This is a genomic window from Acetobacter oryzifermentans (assembly GCF_001628715.1).
Taxonomy (GTDB): Bacteria; Pseudomonadota; Alphaproteobacteria; order Acetobacterales; family Acetobacteraceae; genus Acetobacter; species Acetobacter oryzifermentans.
Genome location: NZ_CP011122.1, coordinates 1 through 23038, shown reverse-complemented (window position 1 = coordinate 23038; position 23038 = coordinate 1). Strand labels below are relative to the sequence as shown.

General features: G+C 50.2%; 23 protein-coding genes. 10 read left to right on the top strand and 13 right to left on the bottom strand.

Annotated features, from left to right (window positions below; translation table 11 throughout):
• Positions 1–4: 4 nt before the first annotated feature.
• The 3 genes from tnpA to tnpC all read left to right on the top strand — a co-directional run bounded on the left by tnpA (position 5) and on the right by tnpC (position 2382).
• Positions 5–364, top strand: coding sequence for an IS66-like element accessory protein TnpA (gene tnpA, locus WG31_RS14180; protein ID WP_063353330.1), 360 nt, complete (start codon positions 5–7; stop codon positions 362–364).
• Positions 361–708 (top strand): IS66 family insertion sequence element accessory protein TnpB, encoded by a 348-nt coding sequence (gene tnpB, locus WG31_RS14175; RefSeq protein WP_020944072.1) that lies wholly within the window; start codon positions 361–363, stop codon positions 706–708. Before tnpA ends, tnpB begins: the two co-directional genes overlap by 4 nt.
• A gap of 63 nt (positions 709–771) precedes the next feature.
• Complete coding sequence (gene tnpC / locus WG31_RS14170; protein WP_063353329.1) at positions 772–2382, top strand: IS66 family transposase; 1611 nt, start codon at positions 772–774, stop codon at positions 2380–2382.
• A 225-nt stretch (positions 2383–2607) separates the two neighbouring features.
• Here the strand turns inward: tnpC and WG31_RS14165 are convergent, their stop codons facing one another.
• Both WG31_RS14165 and WG31_RS14160 read right to left on the bottom strand, forming a co-directional pair.
• Positions 2608–4638, bottom strand: coding sequence for an STAND family AAA ATPase (locus tag WG31_RS14165; RefSeq protein ID WP_157884546.1), 2031 nt, complete (start codon positions 4636–4638; stop codon positions 2608–2610).
• Between the two features lie 170 nt (positions 4639–4808).
• On the bottom strand, positions 4809–5663 hold the full coding sequence (locus WG31_RS14160; RefSeq protein WP_063355050.1) for a 5'-methylthioadenosine/S-adenosylhomocysteine nucleosidase family protein: 855 nt from the start codon (positions 5661–5663) through the stop codon (positions 4809–4811).
• Positions 5664–6340: 677 nt separating this feature from the next.
• Between WG31_RS14160 and WG31_RS14155 the strand changes: the two genes are divergently transcribed.
• On the top strand, positions 6341–6853 hold the full coding sequence (locus WG31_RS14155; protein WP_245191583.1) for a DUF6538 domain-containing protein: 513 nt from the start codon (positions 6341–6343) through the stop codon (positions 6851–6853).
• Between the two features lie 92 nt (positions 6854–6945).
• On the opposite strand, the gene WG31_RS14150 is transcribed toward WG31_RS14155, so the two are convergent.
• Both WG31_RS14150 and WG31_RS16225 read right to left on the bottom strand, forming a co-directional pair.
• Complete coding sequence (locus tag WG31_RS14150; RefSeq protein ID WP_063355049.1) at positions 6946–8025, bottom strand: IS5 family transposase; 1080 nt, start codon at positions 8023–8025, stop codon at positions 6946–6948.
• A 50-nt stretch (positions 8026–8075) separates the two neighbouring features.
• Entirely contained in the window at positions 8076–8330 is a 255-nt protein-coding gene (locus tag WG31_RS16225) for a DUF6538 domain-containing protein (RefSeq protein WP_342446847.1), read from the bottom strand.
• 306 nt (positions 8331–8636) lie between these two features.
• On the opposite strand from WG31_RS16225, the gene WG31_RS14140 reads away from it, so the two are divergent.
• From WG31_RS14140 to WG31_RS14130, 3 genes are all read left to right on the top strand, one after another.
• Complete coding sequence (locus tag WG31_RS14140) at positions 8637–8879, top strand: AbrB/MazE/SpoVT family DNA-binding domain-containing protein (RefSeq protein WP_063355047.1); 243 nt, start codon at positions 8637–8639, stop codon at positions 8877–8879.
• Positions 8876–9220: an endoribonuclease MazF gene (gene mazF, locus WG31_RS14135; RefSeq protein ID WP_063355046.1), complete on the top strand. Its 345-nt coding sequence runs from the start codon at positions 8876–8878 to the stop codon at positions 9218–9220. Before WG31_RS14140 ends, mazF begins: the two co-directional genes overlap by 4 nt.
• Positions 9221–9310: 90 nt before the next feature.
• Entirely contained in the window at positions 9311–10390 is a 1080-nt protein-coding gene (locus tag WG31_RS14130) for an IS5 family transposase (protein WP_063355045.1), read from the top strand.
• A gap of 198 nt (positions 10391–10588) precedes the next feature.
• Here the strand turns inward: WG31_RS14130 and WG31_RS14125 are convergent, their stop codons facing one another.
• Together WG31_RS14125 and WG31_RS14120 are read right to left on the bottom strand one after the other, a co-directional pair.
• Positions 10589–10918 (bottom strand): helix-turn-helix domain-containing protein, encoded by a 330-nt coding sequence (locus tag WG31_RS14125; RefSeq protein WP_063355044.1) that lies wholly within the window; start codon positions 10916–10918, stop codon positions 10589–10591.
• Entirely contained in the window at positions 10906–11184 is a 279-nt protein-coding gene (locus tag WG31_RS14120; protein ID WP_063355043.1) for a BrnT family toxin, read from the bottom strand. The genes WG31_RS14125 and WG31_RS14120 overlap by 13 nt, the downstream gene beginning before the upstream one ends.
• Positions 11185–11363: 179 nt before the next feature.
• Between WG31_RS14120 and WG31_RS15620 the strand changes: the two genes are divergently transcribed.
• Positions 11364–11813, top strand: coding sequence for a hypothetical protein (locus tag WG31_RS15620; protein ID WP_157884545.1), 450 nt, complete (start codon positions 11364–11366; stop codon positions 11811–11813).
• A gap of 282 nt (positions 11814–12095) precedes the next feature.
• Positions 12096–12284, top strand: coding sequence for a type II toxin-antitoxin system RelB family antitoxin (gene relB / locus WG31_RS14110; protein WP_063355041.1), 189 nt, complete (start codon positions 12096–12098; stop codon positions 12282–12284).
• 179 nt (positions 12285–12463) lie between these two features.
• Here relB and WG31_RS14105 read toward each other — a convergent pair whose 3' ends face one another.
• From WG31_RS14105 to WG31_RS14085, 5 genes are read right to left on the bottom strand one after another with little or no spacing between them, the layout of a single operon-like run.
• On the bottom strand, positions 12464–13201 hold the full coding sequence (locus WG31_RS14105) for a M48 family metallopeptidase (RefSeq protein WP_063355040.1): 738 nt from the start codon (positions 13199–13201) through the stop codon (positions 12464–12466).
• A gap of 1 nt (position 13202) precedes the next feature.
• On the bottom strand, positions 13203–16499 hold the full coding sequence (locus WG31_RS14100) for a type I restriction endonuclease subunit R (protein ID WP_063355039.1): 3297 nt from the start codon (positions 16497–16499) through the stop codon (positions 13203–13205).
• Positions 16500–16530: 31 nt separating this feature from the next.
• The gene (locus tag WG31_RS14095; RefSeq protein WP_063355038.1) at positions 16531–17664 is read right to left on the bottom strand and encodes a restriction endonuclease subunit S; all 1134 of its coding nucleotides are present in this window, start codon (positions 17662–17664) and stop codon (positions 16531–16533) included.
• Positions 17654–19180, bottom strand: coding sequence for a type I restriction-modification system subunit M (locus WG31_RS14090; RefSeq protein WP_063355037.1), 1527 nt, complete (start codon positions 19178–19180; stop codon positions 17654–17656). The genes WG31_RS14095 and WG31_RS14090 overlap by 11 nt, the downstream gene beginning before the upstream one ends.
• A 37-nt stretch (positions 19181–19217) precedes the next feature.
• Positions 19218–19817 carry a restriction endonuclease subunit S domain-containing protein gene (locus WG31_RS14085; protein ID WP_063355036.1) on the bottom strand — a complete coding sequence of 200 codons (600 nt, stop codon included), beginning with the start codon at positions 19815–19817 and terminating at the stop codon, positions 19218–19220.
• Positions 19818–19975: 158 nt separating this feature from the next.
• Between WG31_RS14085 and WG31_RS14080 the strand changes: the two genes are divergently transcribed.
• The gene (locus WG31_RS14080) at positions 19976–21055 is read left to right on the top strand and encodes an IS5 family transposase (RefSeq protein WP_063355063.1); all 1080 of its coding nucleotides are present in this window, start codon (positions 19976–19978) and stop codon (positions 21053–21055) included.
• 572 nt (positions 21056–21627) lie between these two features.
• On the opposite strand, the gene WG31_RS14075 is transcribed toward WG31_RS14080, so the two are convergent.
• Positions 21628–22053: a type II toxin-antitoxin system VapC family toxin gene (locus WG31_RS14075; RefSeq protein WP_063355035.1), complete on the bottom strand. Its 426-nt coding sequence runs from the start codon at positions 22051–22053 to the stop codon at positions 21628–21630.
• Positions 22050–22292 carry a type II toxin-antitoxin system Phd/YefM family antitoxin gene (locus WG31_RS14070; RefSeq protein WP_063355034.1) on the bottom strand — a complete coding sequence of 81 codons (243 nt, stop codon included), beginning with the start codon at positions 22290–22292 and terminating at the stop codon, positions 22050–22052. The genes WG31_RS14075 and WG31_RS14070 overlap by 4 nt, the downstream gene beginning before the upstream one ends.
• Between the last annotated feature and the right edge of the window lie 746 nt (positions 22293–23038).

The following is a 23038-nucleotide window of genomic DNA, read 5'->3' as shown; positions in this document are numbered from 1 at the left end:
AGCTATGGCTCAAGAAATCCTGATTGGCGTTGAACGCCGTCGCCGCTGGTCGGATGAACGCAAGCTTGCGATACTGGCTGAAGTTGGTGTGGACGGGGCAAGTGTATCGGATGTGGCCCGTCGGCATGACCTGACCCGTCAACATCTTTACCAATGGCGGACGTCTTTCCGCCACAGACTGTCTTCCCCGGATCAGTCTGTGGCGTTTGTTCCTGTCGCTGCAGTGAAGACACCTGCTCTGGTCTCTGGCGATGATAATGAAGGGCTGGCCATTATGCTGCGTAATGGCCGCAGTATCAGGGTGAGTGGACATCCTGCAGAAGAGTTTCTGGCGAAGATCATCCGGATTGCCGAGACAGCATGATTGGCGTGGGCAACGGTGTGCGCGTCTATCTGGCCTGCGGGGTTACGGATATGCGCAAGGGGATATCGGGTCTGGCTGCACTGGCACAGGACGTGCTGCGTCAGAACCCGACATCGGGAGCGCTCTTTGCCTTTCGTGGTCGCCGTGGGGACAGGATCAAGCTTCTGATGTGGGACGGTCAGGGGTTCTGCCTTTATTACAAGGTGCTTGAGAAAGGACGTTTTCCATGGCCCTCGCCGGCAGATGGCGTTGCACGCCTGACAGCCGCACAGATGGCCATGCTGTGGGAAGGCATGGAGTGGAGACGACCTTCCTGGTCTGCGCCACCGTCTCGCGTGGCCTGATTTTTATGGCGTGATCGTGCAGAACCTTTTGTCTTTTATTGGGTTTTCTGCTATTTTTTCATAATGACGCATGCGCCCGCGGTCCTGCCTGATGATCCAGATATCCTGAGGGAAATGATTGTTTCCCTTCAGACTGAAGTGGCTCGGCTTTCCGCTTCAGCCCGTGCGTATGAAGCTCTTGTCCAGTCTCTCAAAATCCGGATCGCGCGTCTTCAGAAACAGAAATTCGGGGCCAGTTCAGAAAAGATAGACCGTGAGATTGAACAGCTCGAACTGCTTCTTGAAGATGTGAAAATCGCCATCGCGGCAGCCGATCCTTCTCCTGACATCAGGGAGCACGATGACAGCGATGGTGTGGTCTCTTCCCCCAGACGGCGCGGCAAACCAAAGGTTTCCGACACGACACCACGGGAGCGTATTGTTCTCGACCCGGGCGAGGCCTGTCCCACCTGTGGCGGTCGCCTACGCCTCGTTGGCGAAGATGTCACCGAAATACTGGACTTTATTGCGGCAAAACTGAAAGTTGTCGAAACGGCACGGCTGAAGAAATCCTGCCGTCATTGCGAAACAATGGTACAGCCTGAAGCACCGTCGCGCCCTGTCCCACGGGGCATGGCTGGCCCCGGGCTGCTGGCCCATATCCTGGTCTCAAAATTCGATGATCACATTCCGCTTTATCGTCAGAATGAGATCTTTTCCCGTCAGGGTGTGGACATTCCCCGTTCAACCCTGATCGACTGGTGTGGTCAGGCCGTTGCCGTTCTGCGTCCTCTCACAGATCTGATCCGTCAGGATGTCGTTGGGGCAGACCTGCTGCATGCCGATGATACACCCATCCAGGTTCTTGATTCCCGTCTGCGCCAGGCTGGTAAACCACGTGGTGTGAAGGAAGGGCGGATCTGGACCTATCTGCGCGATCCCCGCCCCTGGGGCGGGAGTGATCCGCCCGCCGTGGCCTACTGGTTCTCTCCCGATCGCAAGGGGATCAATCCCCAGACCCATCTGGCACAGTTCCGGGGCATTCTGCAGGCTGACGCCTACGCGGGGTTCAGGGATCTGTATAAACCCGATGCAACGGGAACCGTGCATGTGCGCGAAGCGGCCTGCTGGGCTCATCTCCGCAGGGCCTTCCATGATGTCTGGAAGGGCAGTGATTCGACAATCGCAAGGGAAGCACTCGAGCAGATCGGGGAACTCTACGATATCGAGCGGCAGCTCACCGGGTCTCCTGCTCCGTATCGTCTGGCTGTCCGACAGGAAAAAAGCCGCCCTCGTGTCACAGCATTCCACGCATGGTGCGAAACACAGCTCGCCCGTATCCCAGGCAAGGGGGAACTGGCAAAAGCAATCCGTTATGCGCTCAACCGGTGGGCAGCCTTTACCCTCTTCCTCGAAGATGGTCGTGTTGCCATCGACAACAATCCTGCCGAACGGGCCATACGACCGGTATGCATCGGGCGGAAAAACTATCTGTTTGCCGGTTCAGACGCCGGGGGCGACAACATCGCTGATGCCATGACGCTTATCGAAAGCGCAAAACTCTCAGGCATCAACCCGCACGATTACCTCGCCGACGTCCTGGCCCGTATCAACGAGCACAAGATCAATCGGCTCCACGAACTATTGCCATGGAATTGGCAACCCCTGAATACACCGCACAGACAGGCCGCATAATCAAGGCGGCCCAGAACGGCCCGTTACAGCAATCCAGCGGGTGGTGGCACTCGATCTGCTCAAAACGCAGATCGAAAACGACCCCAAAAGCAGTCAATCAAATCACCAAAAACCTGAAATCACCAGCCAAGCGTATCAATAAAGGGTTCTTCGATCCCTCCATCTTAATTATGAAAGGAGAGTTTTTAGAACTCTCCTTTGTATTAATGTTTGATAATTCAGAAATTAAGCATTCACAGGACCTTGAATTGCTTCCTTTAAAGTTTTTTCTTCGTACTGGAGGCCAGTACGCTTAATAACTTGCTTCACAGCATTAGCAAAAAATCGTGAATTATCAGTTTGATAATGTTGCCAATATAAACGGTCCAATAGAAAACGACTTATAGCAACCCTCAACAAAGATGCTCCATTATAATTTTGGAAAACTGATTTAATATGCTGAAATCCTTGATCTGGTGATGCTTCTAATAACCAAATAGATTGTAAAATTTTCGCATTTATATCTGTCGCCTCATAGTGAGAAATAATGGGGCTCAAAACAGGCACTCCCGCGATTCCACACAAATTAGATAAAACACGATTAATAGGCTCCATTAAAACATTGCTTTGAAAAAAAGCCAAAAATGTTGCAAGATCTTTTCTTATTTTCTCGATTGATGATTCATCAGCGTTAATACTTTTTACAAATGCATTAATATTAGTATCTGACAAAAGACTATTTTTTATATCTTTGAAATCAATACGCATTCTATTGTACATCCAAATATCCATAAAAATACTACATGTATCAATGGAAGTTTTCAGAAGATCTTCTTTCATATGCTTATTAATAGATTCAGATCCCGATCCTAATAAAGTCAAACATAAAATTGATGCACGAGACAATCCATCAAGAATAAAAAACTCAACTTGTATCTCATCTTCGAGTTCTGAATCTTTTGACGAATTTCTTTGAGATAAACTACCTATAACTTTACTTTGAGTGTCAAGAATACGTTGCTTTTCATCTCTTATATTTTGACTATTATCAGCATTTTCAAGTTTATCAGCCATCTCACTTATGCGTTTTGTAATATCCACAAAACCAATATCTACCACAGAAGAGTCAATAATTTTTTTATTTTTTATAAAAATAGATTCTTTTCCATATTTTTCTTGACCTGCATTTACAAAAAAATCTGAATATCTTGAAATCGAGTCAACAACATCTTGCCCAGGACCCATTTCACAATACAAATCAAATGAATAAACATCAAAATCCCTTCTTTCAGGATTAAAGTAATTAACCGCGATGTCTGGATAGTCTCTTAATACTTTTGCTATTAAATAACTTTCTAAATAAGGATATGCAAAAGAAACTTTTCCATGACAATTATATAAAAGCCCAGATTTAAAAAATGGGCTCAAAAACTCAGATTGATCAATCTTAAAACCATACTCATGTATAAACTCTAACGCTAAAGCAGATAAGTCGGTATCTTCTATAAAAGATTCTTCTAATTTTATCTTATGAAGACATATTTTCTTTAAAAATCGTTCTCGTGTGCTTCTACTTAAACTAGTTGACGCTGGATCATAAGCAACAATTAAACTTAGCAATCCATGCACAGCCAACTGTATTAACTCCGCCCTTTTATTAGCATCGATCAGTGCCAATAATGTGTCCTGTCCTATAAGCGTGAAATACGATGGATCAACTTCAATACGAAATTTTCTAAATGTATTATCTAACCGCAATGCAACCGCTTCTGCTTCAAATGGTTGCATATCGAAATTTTTTTCTAAAAAAATTGCTGTCTCAGAAAACGATATAGGGCATATAGTGTATTCTATTAAGGAATTTTCCTGAATGAAATTACTAATTGTTGCAATTCTGTCTTCAGTTTTCGATACGATAATTATGTAGCCATCTAATGATTTAATTTGTTGTGATAAAAAATCCATCCTAGTTTTTGATGAAAAAACTGGTTCTTCTATAATGTATATTTTCTCATATAAATCGCTATTTACTTTTTCATCCATAGCGAAATTCGGTGACAATTTATTTAAGCTTTTTTGAGGAGGAACAATATCTTTCCCTTCAATAACTATAGGCAAAACTTGCTTATCATTAATTTGAGTTCTTATTAAGAAATACGACAAATACCAACCTAAATTATTTCCAGAAAATGTACGTGGAATTCGAACAAATATCTTTTTGTTTTCTTTTACCGCATCAAACATATTTTGCGGAACAATAAATGCATGATTCTCCACTGAGGAACCCGGCAAAGCTCTTTGTACACGTGGAAGCGGTATATAAAATGTATCTCCTTTACTACGAAAAGAAGTACATATTTCACATAACTGTCCTCGAATCGTATTTTCTAACTTAGGTAGAATATCTTCATATAATTCAAAATTAGACGAAAATAACTCATCTGCCTCTAGAGTTTTTTTTTGAGAAAATCGATGAACCTATCATTCGCAAGCTGACATCTCAGTAAATCTATCGCATTTTTCATAGCAAGTTTACGATAATTTCCAGAATGATTAGTTTCCAAACTATTTTTATGTTCATCAGCCATATCGCTAATTCCTCGTAGAGCGATGACTGGCACATGAAACTTATCGCACCAAGAAAAAACTCCTCCCGATTCAGTTTCTAAAGCAATGCATTTTCGATTAATATTTTTTAGTGTTTCATTAAATTTTTTGCTGGCAGAAACTGGACCGCATACAACTGGCCCCAAAACCAGATTATATTCTGCATCAGCATCTGGAGTAATATCTAATGACAGCGCATTTCCTTTAGCAGTTTCTTGCCATTGAAAATACTTTTCTTTTAGCTTTGGATGAATTTTCAAAAAAGTAAATGACGAAAGATACTCAGCGTTTACAGCATAAAAGTCTGGAGCAAATCGAACATTTGACTCACCTTGACCGTTAGGACCATCAACAAATTTATTATTGTGAAGAACATCTATAATTTCGTTAGAAACACAGACATCTCCTAATTTCACATCGTTAGACAATCCTCCTGCAATCCCTATTACTACAACAGCTTGAGGCTTTAACAATTTGATCGTTTCTTCTGCCGAAAATCCTGCACTTTTTGCTCCCATCTTGTTTGATAAGACAGAGAATAATCTAACTTGAGCTTCGCCTGTCTCATGCTCAAAACGCAATTGAGTATCCGTTGATAAATCTTTTTTATCTGGGAATTCCTCCAAAAAAGCGGAATACTCTTCATCTAATGCGATAATCGCCAAAACTCTCGGCTTTGAATCTTCATCCGTCATTTTAATCACCTTAATTCCCAGAAGATATTAGCAATAATGTAGCAAGACGCCGTAACAAGACAACATTTTAATTTGTTTTATCACCATCAAATTATGTCGCTTTACATCTCTGCCTTCCATTGAAAATCTAGAATAATTGGATATGATAGCCTGCCCTATTTCCAAATAAATCATTATTTTCTATATGTTTTATTTTTATTAACATAAATTCACTTTAGACCTCTGAAAGCCAGAGGAATTAGTATGGCAGAAATTATGAGATACACAAAAATATCAAAACTCATACCTACCAAATGCCAAACTGTCGTAACTTACCCTCTCATGTTGAAGCGAATGCTCCGACAAATAAGTTCATCCCCCAGAAGCTTCTAATGACGTTTCACAAAATAAAAACAACATTTTCTTAGGTCATCCATGCCCGCGAGATCAGGTTTCCTGTCACGGCAACCACTCTATTAAAAGCCTTGACCGATCTCACACAAAGTCTTACAAAAACTCTTACGTAAACTTTCAGAATATTGTTTAAAAACAATATGTTATAGGTCATGCAGGTTACTTCAGTGGGTTCGAGTCCCGCAGTTCGCACCACAGACACCTGAAATAGCACGATTTTTCGGCTGAATGAGGAGCAAAGGCTGTCTTTGCTCCATCATCCTTCCCCACCGAGGGAAGATTCTATGCTCCATGTCCGAGGCACCACCTACCACTTCCGCCGTATTGTTCCTCCTGCCCTGAGAACAGCCTTAAACCGGCGGGAAATCTGGGTTTCTTTAAAAACGGGCTATCAAAACGAAGCCCGCAAACGCGCTTCTTTGCTTCATGCCAGAACCACAGAACTGTTCTCTCAGGCCCATCTGTCTCTCGCTGAACCGGACGCTTCAAGCAGGCTTGAGGGACTGCGGGTTGCACTGCGGGATTTGCAGAGTGTGAACCTGCCTTCATCTGCTCATGAAACGGGGTCCGTGCCAGTTTCAGAACCGATACCAAAACCCCTAACAGTGAAGAAAATGACCAAAGCACCAAAAGCCCAACCTTTAATGCTCTCCGGTGCTCTGAAACGCTTTGTCTTGGATAGTCCTCATGCCAGCGCCGACACCAAGAAAGCCACACAACGGGCCGTAGACCTTTTCCTGCAAGCCTTTGGAGATGGAGGGATCGAAGAACCGTTGGTTGATGCGCCTGGCTCTTGATTTTGAGCTTTTGGCGATTTGATTTACGGTTCTTGAAGTAACATTCGCTCTGCGTTTTGAGCAGATCGGGAACTGCCTTCCCTGCTGGATAACTACGCGCTCGCGTTCAACCTTTCGAGGAAGAGGAAGCGGCGCATGTTGTAGACGATATTGGCCAGCCCTATCCTCATTGTGGCCCGGGTGATACCGACAGTTCGGATGAATAGTCCGGTCTGTGACTTCTGGTCGGCAAAGACATGCTCGACACGCGAGCGGATCACTGACTTTCCAGCATTGGAGCGCTGGATATGTCGGGGCAGAGGTTTGAGATGCGGCTTTTTTCTGTGAACCTTCGAGACAAAGCCATGCTTTTCCATGGAATCCTCATTGGCTTTTGAGCGATAGGCCGTGTCAGCCCAAACGCTTGAGGCCGTATTGGTTTTATCCAGCAGCCCCTCTCTCAATCGCGCACCATCACTGGCGGCCGCATCCGTCGTCTTCCATTTCCGGATGAACCGAAACTTCCGGTCGATGGAGACGTGGGATTTGTAGCCAAAGAACGGGATGGCGAGATCCGTTGCGGGGATCGTCCCATCGTCCTGCCGCTTCGCCTTCGTGAACTTTAATGTCCAGCGTGCATGGCGGTCCTTGTGGGACAGCTTTGCGGGTTTGTCCTGCCAGTCTTCGGGGATACGCCCTGCCCGGAGATCCGTTTTCTCAGCGTTGGTATTGCGCTGCTTTGGAGCGGCCACAAGTGTGGCATCCAGGATCTGGCCCGACATCGGGAGATAACCGGCGTTGCGCAGGGTCGCATCAAATCGGTCAAACAGTCTTTCAATGGCACACGCCTGTGTCAGACGCTCGCGAAACAGCCACACCGTTTTGGCATCAGGCACACGGTCCGACAGCCCCAATCCCAGAAAGCGCATGAAGGAGAGACGGTCGTTGATCAGGTATTCCGTCCGTTCATCAGACAAATTGTTCAACGTCTGGATCACCAGGATCTTGAACATCAGCACCGGATCAAATGGAGGACGACCCCCTTTACTTCCATCGGAATACGCCACAGCCTTCTCCAGATCAGGGCGGAACACCTCAAAATCCATAGTCTGGGAAAAGGCTTCGAGCTGATCCCCCAGCCCGCTCAGACGCGCCAGCCGCTCTTCAACATCAAAGAAACCGGTCTGCTTCATCTTCCACCATCCCCAATCAACGCCGAAGAAATGGAATCACACAAAATAGCTCAGAGCCAAGAGGTTTTTCGAACCCTCCAGGTGAGGAGGGACGTCAGTTCTTTGCCTGAAAACCGACCCTGCATGGTTCTGGCCTTATGGAAAACTTCACCTGTGCGGGCATAGAGGGCAGCAGCCCGTTGGCGGGCCAGAAACTTGCTTTCGGTTTGCAGGGAGAGGGAGATTTCTGTTTTGCCAAGACAGGCTTGCAGGACGACCGGGACGGCACGGCGAAAGTGGTAATGAGAGCCGATAAGACGCAGCATGTGAGTTCCCAGACTGGGAAGACAACCGGGAAAGTCCCGTTCACCCATCACAATCCGGCTTTATGGTGTCTTTTCAAGGAGTTGGCGTAAAAGTCTGAGGGACTCGAACCCGCTCGCTTTGGTCGCGACTAATTAGGCAACCCTTTGAAACAGAACGATAATTTCTGATGAAATCATCCTTCACATGGTGACTGCGGGTTCACTCTGCGGGCAAACCCGTGGGGCAGTCAAGAGAGGGATTTGTCTGGCCTTTGGTGGGAATATGATGTATATACGACGTATAAACTCCAGCTAAGGAAAGTCATTATGCAGGGTGTTGTCAGGAAATGGGGGAACAGTGCAGCCATACGTCTCCCTGCTGGCGTGCTTGACGCCGTCAGTCTGAAGATTGATCAGGCCGTCGATGTGCGGGAAGAAGATGGACGCATCATCATAGAACCAGTCAGAGCAGTTCCTCTTAAACTGGAAGAATTAGTTTCCGGTATTACAAACGAGAACCGCCATGATGAAATGGACTTCGGTTCGTCTGTTGGTGGTGAAAGCTGGTGAGTGCCAAAGCAAAGACTGCCTGGGTTCCTGATTGCGGGGAGATTGTCTGGCTGGAATTTGATCCTCAGGCTGGCAGGGAGCAGGCAGGGCACCGGCCTGCTGTTGTGCTGAGCCCTGCCTGCTATAATGTCAAGGCGGGTATGATGCTGTGCTGCCCGACAACGACCAAAATCAAAGGCTATCCTTTTGAAGTGGCTCTGACTGGAGAAATTGCCAGTGTAGCCTTGTCAGATCAGGTGAGAAGTTTGGATTGGCGCGTTAGAAAGGCAAAGCTCAAAGGTAAAGTTTTACCAGAAGAACTTGAGGCCATCCGACAGCGTATCAGATTGCTGGTCGGGTAATAAAAGCAAGTGGAGGGTTCGAAAAACCTCTTGGTATTGAGGCATCTACTGTGATTCTATTTTTCCAGTTCTGATTGAAGGAATGGTGATATGAAGCAGACCGGTTTCTTTGATGTTGAAGAGCGGCTGGCGCGTCTGAGCGGGCTGGGGGATCAGCTCGAAGCCTTTTCCCAGACTGTGGATTTTGAGGTGTTCCGCCCTGATCTGGAGAAGGCTGTGGCGTATTCCGATGGAAGTAAAGGGGGTCGTCCTCCATTTGATCCGGTGCTGATGTTCAATATCCTGGTGATCCAGACGTTGAACAATTTGTCTGATGAACGGACGGAATACCTGATCAACGACCGTCTCTCCTTCATGCGCTTTCTGGGATTGGGGCTGTCGGACCGTGTGCCTGATGCCAAAACGGTGTGGCTGTTTCGCGAGCGTCTGACACAGGCGTGTGCCATTGAAAGACTGTTTGACCGATTTGATGCGACCCTGCGCAACGCCGGTTATCTCCCGATGTCGGGCCAGATCCTGGATGCCACACTTGTGGCCGCTCCAAAGCAGCGCAATACCAACGCTGAGAAAATGGATCTCCGGGCAGGGCGTATCCCCGAAGACTGGCAGGACAAACCCGCAAAGCTGTCCCACAAGGACCGCCATGCACGCTGGACATTAAAGTTCACGAAGGCGAAGCGGCAGGACGATGGGACGATCCCCGCAACGGATCTCGCCATCCCGTTCTTTGGCTACAAATCCCACGTCTCCATCGACCGGAAGTTTCGGTTCATCCGGAAATGGAAGACGACGGATGCGGCCGCCAGTGATGGTGCGCGACTGAGAGAGGGGCTGTTGGATAAAACCAATACGACCTCAAGCGTTTGGGCTGACACGGCCTATCGCTCAAAAGCCAATAAGGATTCCATGGAAAAGCATGGCTTTGTCTCGAAGGTTCACAGGAAAAAGCCTCATTTCAAGCCCATGCCACGACATATCCAGCGCTCCAATGCTGGAAAGTCAGTGATCCGCTCGCGTGTCGAGCATGTCTTTGCCGACCAGAAGTCACAGACCGGACTATTCATCCGAACTGTCGGTATCACCCGGGCCACAATGAGGATCGGGCTGGCCAATATCGTCTACAACATGCGCCGCTTCCTCTTCCTCGAAAGGTTGAACGCGAGCGCGTAGTTATCCAGCAGGGAAGGCAGTTCCCGATCTGCTCAAAACGCAGAGCGAATGTTACTTCAAGAACCGTAAATCAAATCGCCAAAAGCTCAAAATCAAGAGCCAGGCGCATCAACCAACGGTTCTTCGATCCCTCCACCTCCCAATAAGCACACGCTCAACAGCCTACGAATCAGCATCAGCTGGGAATGAAACACTATCTCAAGCTACCATTGCTCGGCGCACAGCATCAGGCTCACGCCAAAGAACCCGCAAAAGCGTCCTCACGGCAGGATCTAGCCCTACACGGCCTTGCTCCCAGTTCCGCCACGTTGCAACCGGCACTCCAGCTAGAGAGGCAATCTCCTTTTGGGTTAACTTCAAATGACGGCGCACTGTTGCCGGTGTCGGGTAAGGCAGACCGGGCAATTCGTTATCTGTACCATCTTCCTTGGCGTGCCGGTCAATGTCTTCATCTGTGGTCGCGTTCACTCGTTTCCAGTCAATACGGGAAGGCCGTGCTTTAATTTCAGCTATGGTCATTCTTGCCATTTTAACCACTCCTTCTGGCGCATTTTGCGGGCTGAGATAATGCGAATGTTGTCACCTCTGGGTGTATAGACAATCATGAAGGGCACGCCTTCAATCAGGCCAGCAGCCCTTATGCGTGTCTCTCCATAGTCCCTACGGTCGTCTTGTCGCTCGATAATGGAACCAGAAAAAATTATCAGGACATCAGCAAAACTAAAACCGCGCTCTTCAAAGCAGGCATCGCTTTTGGCATCATCCCACTCGAACAGTTTTGGCCCATCTGTCATAAATCATTTCATACGCTAATAGCGTATGAAATGCAATGAAATTTCGTCCTCTACATGGTCAAGACGTCATAATTGATATTATCACGTGTCAGCTGGTCATTTCCTGAATTTGTGGAAGTCCTGCAAGGTAAAGGATTCTAAAAACCCTCATTTTGCACTTTCGAGAGGTAGCAATATCAATGTTTTACGATTTTCATATCAGAAAAAAGAAGGGTTTTTTAGAATGCTCCAGGTTAATCAGGACAATTTTAGCATGCGGTATATTAGGATTAACAGCCTGTGCCACAGAAACCCCAGAACAAGAAGCTGCACATGTTGAACGCATCCAGCACGAAAATTATGTCTCAGACGCAGATCAAAATTACTACTACAATAGCCGGATTAAGAAACAACAAGGTAAGATTTTCGATTATTACGAAAGTCACTGCCCAACGATTCAAGATCAAGATGAACAATGGGCATGCTGGAGTGAAGCAAAGAAATTTTGGGCAACATATTCACCCATGCCCGACCACGTCCCACATCCAGATCCGTTTGCGGATGATGTAATGCATGATCAAGATATTACGAATGAACGAAGAATGTTCGAATTCTATCATCGTTTAGATAATCTTGGTGTCGGATATTAACGGACAGTTCGGATTCCTCGTCTGTAATGGTATCAAATGAATTGCCCCATATTCTAACTGTCTCCACAAAACCAAGGGTAATTCAGGAGAGCGGATAGTCGGTTAAGCCCCGTTCGCTTCCGAATATCAGCAACATTGATTTCAGAAAGCGTCCAGATACGACCAGACTTCACTGTTCCTTCGGCAATACCTACGACCATGCTCCATGAAGGCAAGCAGTTCAGCGCCAAACCTAATTTTTTGATATGGTAATTTACCAAGACCAACGACGGGAGTCACATGATGAGCGGAGCACTCTCCCCCACCGTCTCCGAGTTCGAGACGGTCGAACAGGAAACGGCCTATACTGCATGGCTTCAGGCCAAAGTCGCCGCCAGTCTGGCTGACCCGCGTCCGCCAATTCAGTACGATGAAGTTGAACGGCGTATGGCTGAACGACTGACCAAACTACACAAGCGCAAAACTTCCTGATGCTACCTATCGTCTGGACAGAAACAGCTGGCCGCGAAATTACGTTCTGACACCGCAGACCACGAGAGCGAGTTCCTAATTCGTTGTCGCTGCGTTAAAATCATCTGCGTCCATCCAGCCCTTGTTGGTCTGAATCATGACGGCCTTCTGCACGGTAGCTTTCCTCCCTTGCTGTCGAATCAACAGGAGAGGATCAATTCCGCCATTCCATCCAGATGTGCCTTATGCCGCTCCCAGTCAGGCATGACACGTTCCATGAGTCCCCAGAAAGCAGGTCCGTGGTTATGCTCCTTCAAATGACAAAGCTCATGCAGGATGACATAATCAATGCAGTCACGCGGAGCTTTGACCAGATGCGGGTTCAGCGTGATGGTGCCACCTGGTGAGCAGTTGCCCCATTGGGTCTGCATAACCTGGAGTTTCAGGGCAGGGGGCGTTGTCACCCACAGTGTTGTGGGGAGAAGGGCGGACAAGCGGTGGCGGAACACCTCCTGCGCCCGCGTAAAATACCAGAGTTCCAGCAGCTTCTGGATCCGCAGCGCCTGTCGTTCCTGCACGGACACCTCCAGCCGCCCGCGCAGCATGCGCACGGTCTCGGGCTTATCCGGCTGATGATGCACCTTCAGAAGATGCCGCCGCCCCAGATAGAAATGACTTTCCCCGCTGACATAGGCGCGCGACGTGGCATGTTCCTGCACCGCCCGGAAGTCCCGCAGCTTCTGCCAGATCCAGCGGGTTTTCTGGTGTAGAGCCTTGTCCAGATCAGCCTCTGTCGTGCCATCTGGGACAGAAGCCTCCACACGTAGGTCCGGATGCACCTTGATCCGCAGGGTTGTGCCGGGGCGTGCTCGGGGGATCAGATTTATGCGGATCTGCTCCCCTCCATAAGGCAGAATGCGAGATGGGGTTTCTTCCATTTCAGCCCCGTAGGGTATCAGCAGGACCAGCCCGCATGATCTGGATGACCTGCTCGATGATCTCCTGCGCCTTGTCCACCCCAAAGCCTGCTTTCTGGCCGGTGCTGAACAGCAGCGGCAGCAGTTCTTTCCTGACCGCCTTTTCCATATCCGGGCGGCTGAGCGAGTTCTCCCGCACGGCCTTGTCCACGATTGTGTCGATCTCGAACGCCAGATCAATCCAGCGCTGGTTCTCCTCGTCCGTCTGCTTATGATTGAAGATGGCCGCCAGTGTTTTCAGGAACACGCCATAATAGGCCTGCGCATGACGGTGCCCGTCAAAAACAGGCGGGATGTTCTCCAGTTTGCGTTTCGCTACCTGATCTTCGAATTCCTGAAACAGCATGAACTGCTTGAGCGGATGGTCGAACAGGCTTTCTGCCTCTTCAATCACCTTGCGCAGAAGAGCTGAGAAGGCTTCCTTCGCATACGGGTCATCCTGCATCTCGTGGTCGATCATCTTCGTCACACGGGTGCGGATCAGGTCCGTCTCGTTGCGGGTTTTGTCCTCACTCCAGTTTTCGGGGTCATTGTCTTCGGGCTTCTGGCCCATCTTGCCGACGGCATAGAGCCCCTGGGACTCATGCACCTTCACGCCCGCCACATGCCGGTCCAGCAGCTTCTTCACCTGTTCGGCATACTGGTCAAAATCCACCGTCTCACCGGTATCCTGCATGACCATCTGGCGCAGGCTGCTCAGTTGCTTCAGCGTTTCCTTGTAGGTGGCGCGGTCTTTTTCCGTGAAGCTGGTGTCCTCAAAGAACGCCACAGATTGCAGCGCAACCTTCAGGCAAGCGGCAAACTTCGTCAGCGCTTCATAGAAGTCATCCCGGCGCTTGAGGTTCACGTCCACCATCTGGCCGTGCTCTTCCACCATGCGGGGCATGAGAACGGCGCGCAGCTGCTGGAGGTCGCTCCTGTTCTTCACGCCCTCAAAAATGGCCCACAGCGCTTTGTGCAGGGCGGGGAGTTCGCGGTATTCCGTGCTCATCTGGCTATACAGCCCGGCAATGTCCTTCGGGTCATATCCGCCGACATTCTCGGCTGCCAGCTCGTCATACCGGGCCAGCGTGGTGTCCAGTTCCGCCAGAATGCCCCGATAATCAATCAGCAGCCCGTGCTTCTTCTGGTCATGCAGGCGGTTCACGCGGGCAATGGCCTGCAACAGATTGTGCTGCTTTAGAGGCTTGTCGATATACAGCACCGCGTTCTTCGGTTCATCAAAGCCGGTCAGCAGCTTGTCGACCACGATGATCAGCCGGAGATCCGGGTCCTTTTCAAACCGCTCAATAACGCCGCGTGTGTAATTCTCTTCACTCTGGCTACCAACATTCTTCTTCCACCAGTCCTGAATCTCGGGCTGCTTGCGCTCATCCACTTCCGTATGACCCTCGCGCGTGTCAGGTGGGCTCATGACGATGGCGCTCTCGAACAGACCGACTTCATCCAGATACTGCTTGTAGCGGATGGCGGAGAGCTTGCTGTCGCAAGCCAACATGCCTTTGAGGCCGCTGTCGATATTGCTGTCGAAATGCGTGGCCAGATCCATGGCGATCAGCCGGATGCGGTCATCCGCCTTGTAAACCTGATTGGCGCGGGCAAAGCGCTTCTTCAGGTCCGTGACCTGTTCTTCCGTCAGCCCCTGCGTGATGCGCTCGAACCACGCATCAATGGCGCGGTCATTCACATCCAGATCGGGTTTACGTTCTTCATAGAGCAGGGGCGTCACCGTTTTGTCCGCCACAGCCTGCTGCATCGTGTAGGAGTGGATGATCTTGCCAAACCGACTGGTCGTCTCACTCCCCTTGAGCAGCGGCGTGCCGGTAAAGGCAATGAAGGCGGCGTTGGGCAGGGCATGCTTCATGCGGGCATGGTTCTCCCCGCCCTGACTGCGATGGCCTTCATCCACCAGCACGATGATATCCGCACTGTCATTATGGCATTCGGGCAGCGTGGTCGCTGTGTGGAACTTGTTGATGAGCGAGAAGATGATGCGCTCCTGACCATGCCCGATCTGCTGCGCCAGACGGCGGCCTGAGGTGGCCAGTGCCTCTTCCTTGTCCTTCTTGTCCGCCAGTTCACCGCCGGTGGAGAAGGTCGTGCTCAACTGGCGTTCCAGATCCTTGCGGTCTGTCACCACCAGAATGCGACACTGTTTGAGGTCCTCATCCAGAATGAGGGCGCGGCTGAGGAACACCATGGTGAAGGACTTGCCTGACCCTGTGGTGTGCCAGACCACGCCGCCCTCACGCCCGCCATCGCTGCGGCGGGACTTGATGCGTTCCAATAGGCGTTTGATCCCAAAGACCTGCTGATAGCGGGCGACGATCTTGCCTGCCTTGCGGTCGACCAGCGTGAAGAACCGCGCCATGTCCAGCAGACGCTCGGGCGAGAGCAGGCCGATCAGCAGACGGTCCTGATCCGTGACATGCAGCGGGCGGGACGCCCAGTCCTCGAACCAGTCCCGTGCAGGGGGCTTCCGGTCGGCAAACAGCGCGTCTTTCTGGGTAGCCGAAAGCGGTGTGTTCTTGAGAGCCTCCATCCGGCTTTCAGGAATGTCTTCTTCCTTCCAGCTGGCCCAGAACTTTTTGGGCGTGCCGCAGGTGCCATAGCGCCCGTCATGCCCGGTGATGGAAAGCAGAAGCTGGCTGTAGGCAAAAAGCTGGGGGATTTCATCCTTGTTCTGATTGCGGATGCTCTGGGAAATCCCGGCGTCCACCGTTGGGCCTTTGCCCGGCTGGCCATCGGGGCGCTTGGCCTCGATTACCGCCAGCGGAATGCCGTTGACGAAACACACAATATCCGGCCTGCGCGTCTGTGTCAGATCCGTGCGCAGGACGCTGAATTCTTCGGTAAAGGTAAAGCTATTGTTTTCCGGGTTCTGCCAGTCGATGAGGGCGATGGTCGGGTTGGCCTTGCGCCCGTTGATGAACTCGGTGATGGCGATGCCGAACAGCAGATGCGTCGTCATCTTCTCATTGGCGTCACGCAGGCCGGAGACAAAGTCCGGGTGCGTGACGATGGAGACAAGCCGCTCAATGGCCTGATCTGACAGGGCGTGGTCTTGTCCTTCAAACGTAAAGCGGCGTTTTTTCAGTTCCGCCCGCAGGAGTGTGTCCAGCACCACGGCACTCTGCTTGCCGCCCCGCAAGGCCAGTGCTTCGGATGGGGACAGGAACCGCCAGCCGAGCGTGTTGAGCAAGGCCAGTGCGGGCAGTTTGGCGCTGTATTCTTCTTGAAATTTTGGGGCGGGAGGCATGGTTTTCAAATATCCTGCGAACTGAAATGGCTTAATCGACTTTCACGCGGCGCTTGCCGGTGAGAAGCTGCTGCATCAGGGCTTTTTTCTCGGCACGCAGGCGGGAAAGGTCGGATTTAAGGGCTGTGATTTCTTCGTCTGCGGTGGCCAGGACGGCAGCGATGGCCCGCTGTTCTAACAGCGGCGGTAGTTTTAAAGGCATCTTTTGGAACATAGGCAGCCGTAACGATTTTACGGTTGAGCCAACCGCTTGGGAAAGAAAGTGGGATCTATGATAACCAACCGTGTAAAAAATAAATTTTCCATCACATGCTCGAAAACATGAGATAGCGTAAGTTCTTTGGTGTAGATCAAATTTTCCCACAAAATATTTAGGGACAAAATCCTGTCCTTCTCCCGGTACAATGACAGCTTCACAATCGAACAAATACCTGTTGCTTGTTCTAATATCTTCCGAACGATCAAAAAATGTATATTCGCCATTTGTGAGTGAATCTTGGCGGTTCGAACTGCCGGTCTGAATGTCGGCAATATCTCCGAGATATTTGGTTTTCCACTCTCCCGTGAACCCCGGCAGGCGTTTTTTGCCTGTGAGGAGTTGCTGCATGAGGGCTTTTTTCTGCTGCTGGCTGTTGGCCAGAAGCTTCTCCGTCCCCTCAATCGCACGATCCCACGTCGAGAGGATCGCCGCGATCTTCTTCTGTTCGGGAAGAGGGGGGAAGGGTAAAGGAATACTTTTTACAATACCAGTACTTAAATTTTCTTGGCTACCACTATGTGATAGATTTCTGATATCATCGTATTTAAATTCGAGAAACTTTAACAAAAAAATCTGATTGAGATTTTCCTTTGGAATAATGGCTGCACATGCCTGATTGGTGGCGGCAGAGATAATAAGCTCGGCAGATTTGCCGCGTGTTTTTCCTTGTCCATACATTGCGAGAAGTAGGGTGCCAGCAGGAAAAATCTTCGCGGATGATTCGAGTAAACCTTTCTGAGTGATTTTCTCTTTTGATTCGTAAATTGGCCTGAAGTCGATTTCAGAAGTAGTAATCCACGGTATATCACCGCCCCAATAATCCATATTTTTTCGGTCAGGAGTTCCTCCGGAAGAAATATTACAGACTTTCCCAAGTGTTGATCGTTTCCACCCATTAGGAAGCATAACCCAGCTCCTTCAGATAAGCGTCCATCCGGGCTTCCAGCTTTGCCAGTTCTGCCTTGATCTCAGCCCGCTCAGCCCGCACGGCGTTCAGGTCGATCTCCGCTTCTTCCTCAAACGTATCGACATAACGCGGAATGTTCAGGTTGTAGTCGTTCTCCCTGATCTCGTCCGGCGTGGCGAGGTGGGCGTATTTGTCCACGTCCTTGCGGGCACGGTAGGTGTCCACGATCTTCGTGATGTTCTCTTCAGTCAGCACGTTCTGGTTCTTGCCCGCCCTGAACTCCCGGCTGGCGTCAATGAACAGCACATCCTTCGTCTTGCGGTCCTTGCGGAAAATCAGGATGGCGGCTGGAATCCCCGTACCGAAGAACAGCTTTTCCGGCAAGCCGATCACCGCATCCAGCAGGTTTTCCTCAATCAGCTTCTGGCGGATTTTGCCTTCCGAACTGCCCCGGAACAGCACGCCATGCGGCACCACAACCCCCATGCGGCCCGTGCGGTCTTTCAGGGTGCTGATCATGTGCAGGATAAAGGCGTAATCGCCTTTGGTCTTCGGCGGCACGCCACGGGCAAAGCGGTGATGCACGTCTTCCGCTGCGTCTTCATGCCCCCATTTATCGAGGCTGAAGGGCGGGTTGGCCGTCACCACGTCAAAGCGCATCAGGTGGTTTTTATCATCCAGCAGCTTGGGGTTGCGGATGGTGTCTCCCCATTCAATGCGGTGATTGTCCTCGCCATGCAGGAACATGTTCATCTTGGCAAACGACCATGTGGAGCCAATGGCTTCCTGCCCATACAGGGCGTAATCCTTGCTGCCCTTGTGGTTCTGCGTCACCTGCCGACCGCACTTCATGAGGAGGGATGCCGAGCCACAGGCTGGGTCACAGATGCTCTCGCCCGGTTGCGGGTTCAGAATACGGGCCAGCAGTTCGCTGACTTCCGGTGGGGTATAGAACTCCCCGGCCTTCTGCCCGCCACTGGCGGCGAAGTTCTTGATCAGGAACTCATAGCCATTGCCGATCACGTCGAGATTGCCCACGCGGGAAGGGCGCAGGTTCAGATCCGGCTTGTGAAAATCTTCCAAAAGATGCCGCAGGATGGTGTTCTTCTGCTTCTCATCGCCCAGCTTGTCGGAGTTGAAGCTGATGTCCTGGAAGACGCTCTTGCCTGCGTCCTTCAGCTTGGTGCCGTTGGCTTCTTCAATGGCGTGCAGGGCCTTATCAATCCGCTCACCGTTTCCGGGGGCGTTGCGCTCTTTATAGAGCGTATAGAAGTCCGCGCCCTTGGGCAGAACAAAGCGTTCCTGCGCCATCATCGCTTCGATCAGGGTGGGGTTGTCGCCATACTCTTTTTTGTAGCTGTCATAATGGTCCTGCCACACATCGGAGATGTATTTCAGGAACAGCATGGTCAGCACGTAATCGCGGTATGTGTCAGGGCTAACGGTGCCACGAAAGGTATCGCAGGCGCTCCACAGCGCCTTGTTGATGGTGTCCTGTGAAATCTGCTCGGTCACGCGAAATCTGATCCTGTTTCAAAACGTAAGAGGAGTGTCAGCCCGCCAGAAGGTCTCTGGCAAGCCCGGTCATGATCTGCTGGTTGGTCTGGCGCAGGCGGTGCAGAAGCTCTTCCTCGCGCTGCATGGCGCTGGCCAGACCGACAATCTGTTCCTGTCGAGGCAAAGGAGGCAGCACGACGGGGGTCGCCTCCAGCACCGGCCGGGCGATATTACGTACAAGGGTGGAACTCTGGGCGTTCTGCTCCAGATGCCGCTGCGCCGGTTCCTGATTGAGCCACCACGCCAGATAAGCCGGCAGGACGTTCGACCGCTTCACGTGCAGCAAAAAGAAGTGCGGAGCGGCGACGGCCTGAAGGCTGCCGATGCTCTCATCAATCAGAACTGCCTGTGACACATTGCCACGGGCCGGAAAGAGAATATCGCCCGGACGCAACCAGTCCGGCTCACGGCGACCAGACACCTCGGTGCGCACGCAGGACGCCCAGTCCACGCCAGAAGGTGAGGTGTCCCGCATCTGCACGACAGCCGTTTCAGCCCCATCGGTCGGGTCGATCCGTCCTCTGAACGACCATCCTGTCGAAACGGTGCAGAGTGCAGAAACTAACACTTTCTGAACATGAATGTCATTGGTCATAGATGTATGATGAACAGGGAAATTCTCCCTGTCAACGTGTTATTTTTCGCACCATAGCAATTGGTGCGAATTGGGACCTGGAGGGTTCGAAAAACCTCTTGGCTCTGAGCTATTTTGTGTGGTTCCATTTCTTCGGCGTTGATTGGGGATGGTGGAAGATGAAGCAGACCGGTTTCTTTGATGTTGAAGAGCGGCTGGCGCGTCTGAGCGAGCTGGGGGATCAGCTCGAAGTCTTTTCCCAGACTGTGGATTTTGAGGTGTTCCGCCCTGATCTGGAGAAGGCTGTGGCGTATTCCGATGGAAGTAAAGGGGGTCGTCCTCCATTTGATCCGGTGCTGATGTTCAATATCCTGGTGATCCAGACGTTGAACAATTTGTCTGATGAACGGACGGAATACCTGATCAACGACCGTCTCTCCTTCATGCGCTTTCTGGGATTGGGGCTGTCGGACCGTGTGCCTGATGCCAAAACGGTGTGGCTGTTTCGCGAGCGTCTGACACAGGCGTGTGCCATTGAAAGACTGTTTGACCGATTTGATGCGACCCTGCGCAACGCCGGTTATCTCCCGATGTCGGGCCAGATCCTGGATGCCACACTTGTGGCCGCTCCAAAGCAGCGCAATACCAACGCTGAGAAAATGGATCTCCGGGCAGGGCGTATCCCCGAAGACTGGCAGGACAAACCCGCAAAGCTGTCCCACAAGGACCGCCATGCACGCTGGACATTAAAGTTCACGAAGGCGAAGCGGCAGGACGATGGGACGATCCCCGCAACGGATCTCGCCATCCCGTTCTTTGGCTACAAATCCCACGTCTCCATCGACCGGAAGTTTCGGTTCATCCGGAAATGGAAGACGACGGATGCGGCCGCCAGTGATGGTGCGCGACTGAGAGAGGGGCTGTTGGATAAAACCAATACGACCTCAAGCGTTTGGGCTGACACGGCCTATCGCTCAAAAGCCAATAAGGATTCCATGGAAAAGCATGGCTTTGTCTCGAAGGTTCACAGGAAAAAGCCTCATTTCAAGCCCATGCCACGACATATCCAGCGCTCCAATGCTGGAAAGTCAGTGATCCGCTCGCGTGTCGAGCATGTCTTTGCCGACCAGAAGTCACAGACCGGACTATTCATCCGAACTGTCGGTATCACCCGGGCCACAATGAGGATCGGGCTGGCCAATATCGTCTACAACATGCGCCGCTTCCTCTTCCTCGAAAGGTTGAACGCGAGCGCGTAGTTATCCAGCAGGGAAGGCAGTTCCCGATCTGCTCAAAACGCAGAGCGAATGTTACTTCAAGAACCGTAAATCAAATCGCCAAAAGCTCAAAATCAAGAGCCAGGCGCATCAACCAACGGTTCTTCGATCCCTCCACCTGATTAAGGTTACTTTTTGTGGGGTTTGGCGGTGTGGAAGCCGGGATTCACCTAATTAAGGAATTTCGACAAACCTTGTCGAAAACCAGAAGATAATGATAATTAAAATGCTGATTTATCAGTGAGTTATGAATCCATTTAATATAGATAATGTTCTATTTAGGCGAGAAAAATCCACTAATCAGTGATAAAAACAGCAAGTGAAATTTAAGCTCTTATTTTACAGCGTTTATGTCGGCGATGGGGGGGAAGTGGCATGCCTGCTTTAATTCTGTTAAAAAGGTCACGACAGAGCTTCTATGCAGCAATCAGGTCCGATATTGCAACATTTAGAATGCTGTAATCGTGGAGAATTTTCATTCCTGATTGCATATGAAATTCTAACCGGGCACCTCGACCTGACTTTTCCAACAGAATTCTCCCATAACAAACAAATTACAGTAATTCTGTCCTAAGACCGACATGAGGTCCTGCCTCAGCGAGGCGTCGATCCAGAGTGCATAACGTCGCTCCATGATCCGCGCAGATTGCGAGATGTAAAGCATCACCTGCTCGCAGCCCCAAAGTATATTGATCTGAGAAACGAGCTGCCGTTTTGAACTGCTGGGTGGTTACAGGCAGAAGTTCGAAGCTTTCAGCGGAAAGGCGGGTGAATAGGGCTAAAGCATTAGCACGATCGGTCACTGTGATCTGTGCTGTCCGTAGCTTGATTGAAAGCGCTGAAGAGAATTCAGTAGCAACCCAGTCACTGATAAACAAATCGTCTGGAGTTTGTCTGGCAAGCCACGACTGCATCCGCTCTGTCTCGGCTTCGTTGGTCAGCGCCGCAACCAGCACGGATGTGTCGATATAGACGTTCAATATCGTGCCTCGTCGCGCATATCCCGCATCATATCTCTTGCTGGTACTGTCTGGGGTGTCATGTTTGCCGTTAGAGCGCGTAAAGCATTCAAGTTTATAGGTCTACGCTCGCGTGTAATCTTGTTGATCTGTGCAATAACCTTTCCTCGACGCATAATGCGAACAGGCTCGCCCTGCATTGCCTGATCAATCAGGCGACTGAGGTGGGCTTTTGCATCTACCAAATTCACAGTCTGCATATCACACTCCTGACTACTAAACTGGTCACTTTATAGCATGAACATTCTTTTCAGTATATCAAAATTCAGCCGAGATCAGCCGACTTACCAAGTGAATATCCGCTTACAAAAAACTCTGTTGGAAAAAGTCGCTTACTGTGAGGAGAATCTGGCGCCATTTGGGCCCCTTAATTGCAGTCAATCTAATTTGAGCCTCTGTTTGAGGCGAATGAACCACTCACGGCAGACAATTATATGGTCTGGCTGCCCCCCAAGGTGAGAATACGGGGCGACGGATCGTCAACGCACCGTTTGGCTTGTAGCCTCTTGTGTCTATTTATCATCAATCAGTGGATTTTTATCGCGATTAAGTGGTTTTTGCGGTGACAAAAAAGGCAGTCAGCAGCGGATTATCATTATCTTCTGGGTTTCGACAAATGTCGAAAACCCTTAATTATGTTAGTGAATACTCATATATTTCAGTACGTTATTGATTCTCTTAATTATGCGAATCTCCCTTATTGATGCGAAAAAAGCCCTTAATTAGATTACAAATTGCGATAGTGTTTTTATCAACGGATGGGTCTGCTTACGCCTTCATGTTGGTCGTTTAGAGCTTCTTGGCGCGATCCGGAAAGCGGACATTCCGTATGACTGATAGTGGCCGTCTTCCACTTAACCGTCGGTCAACATTTGTCGGGTCAGGAGAGCTTGCGTGGCCATAAAGCCATCCCGCGTGCGTCTGGCATTACCGACGAAAAACCGAA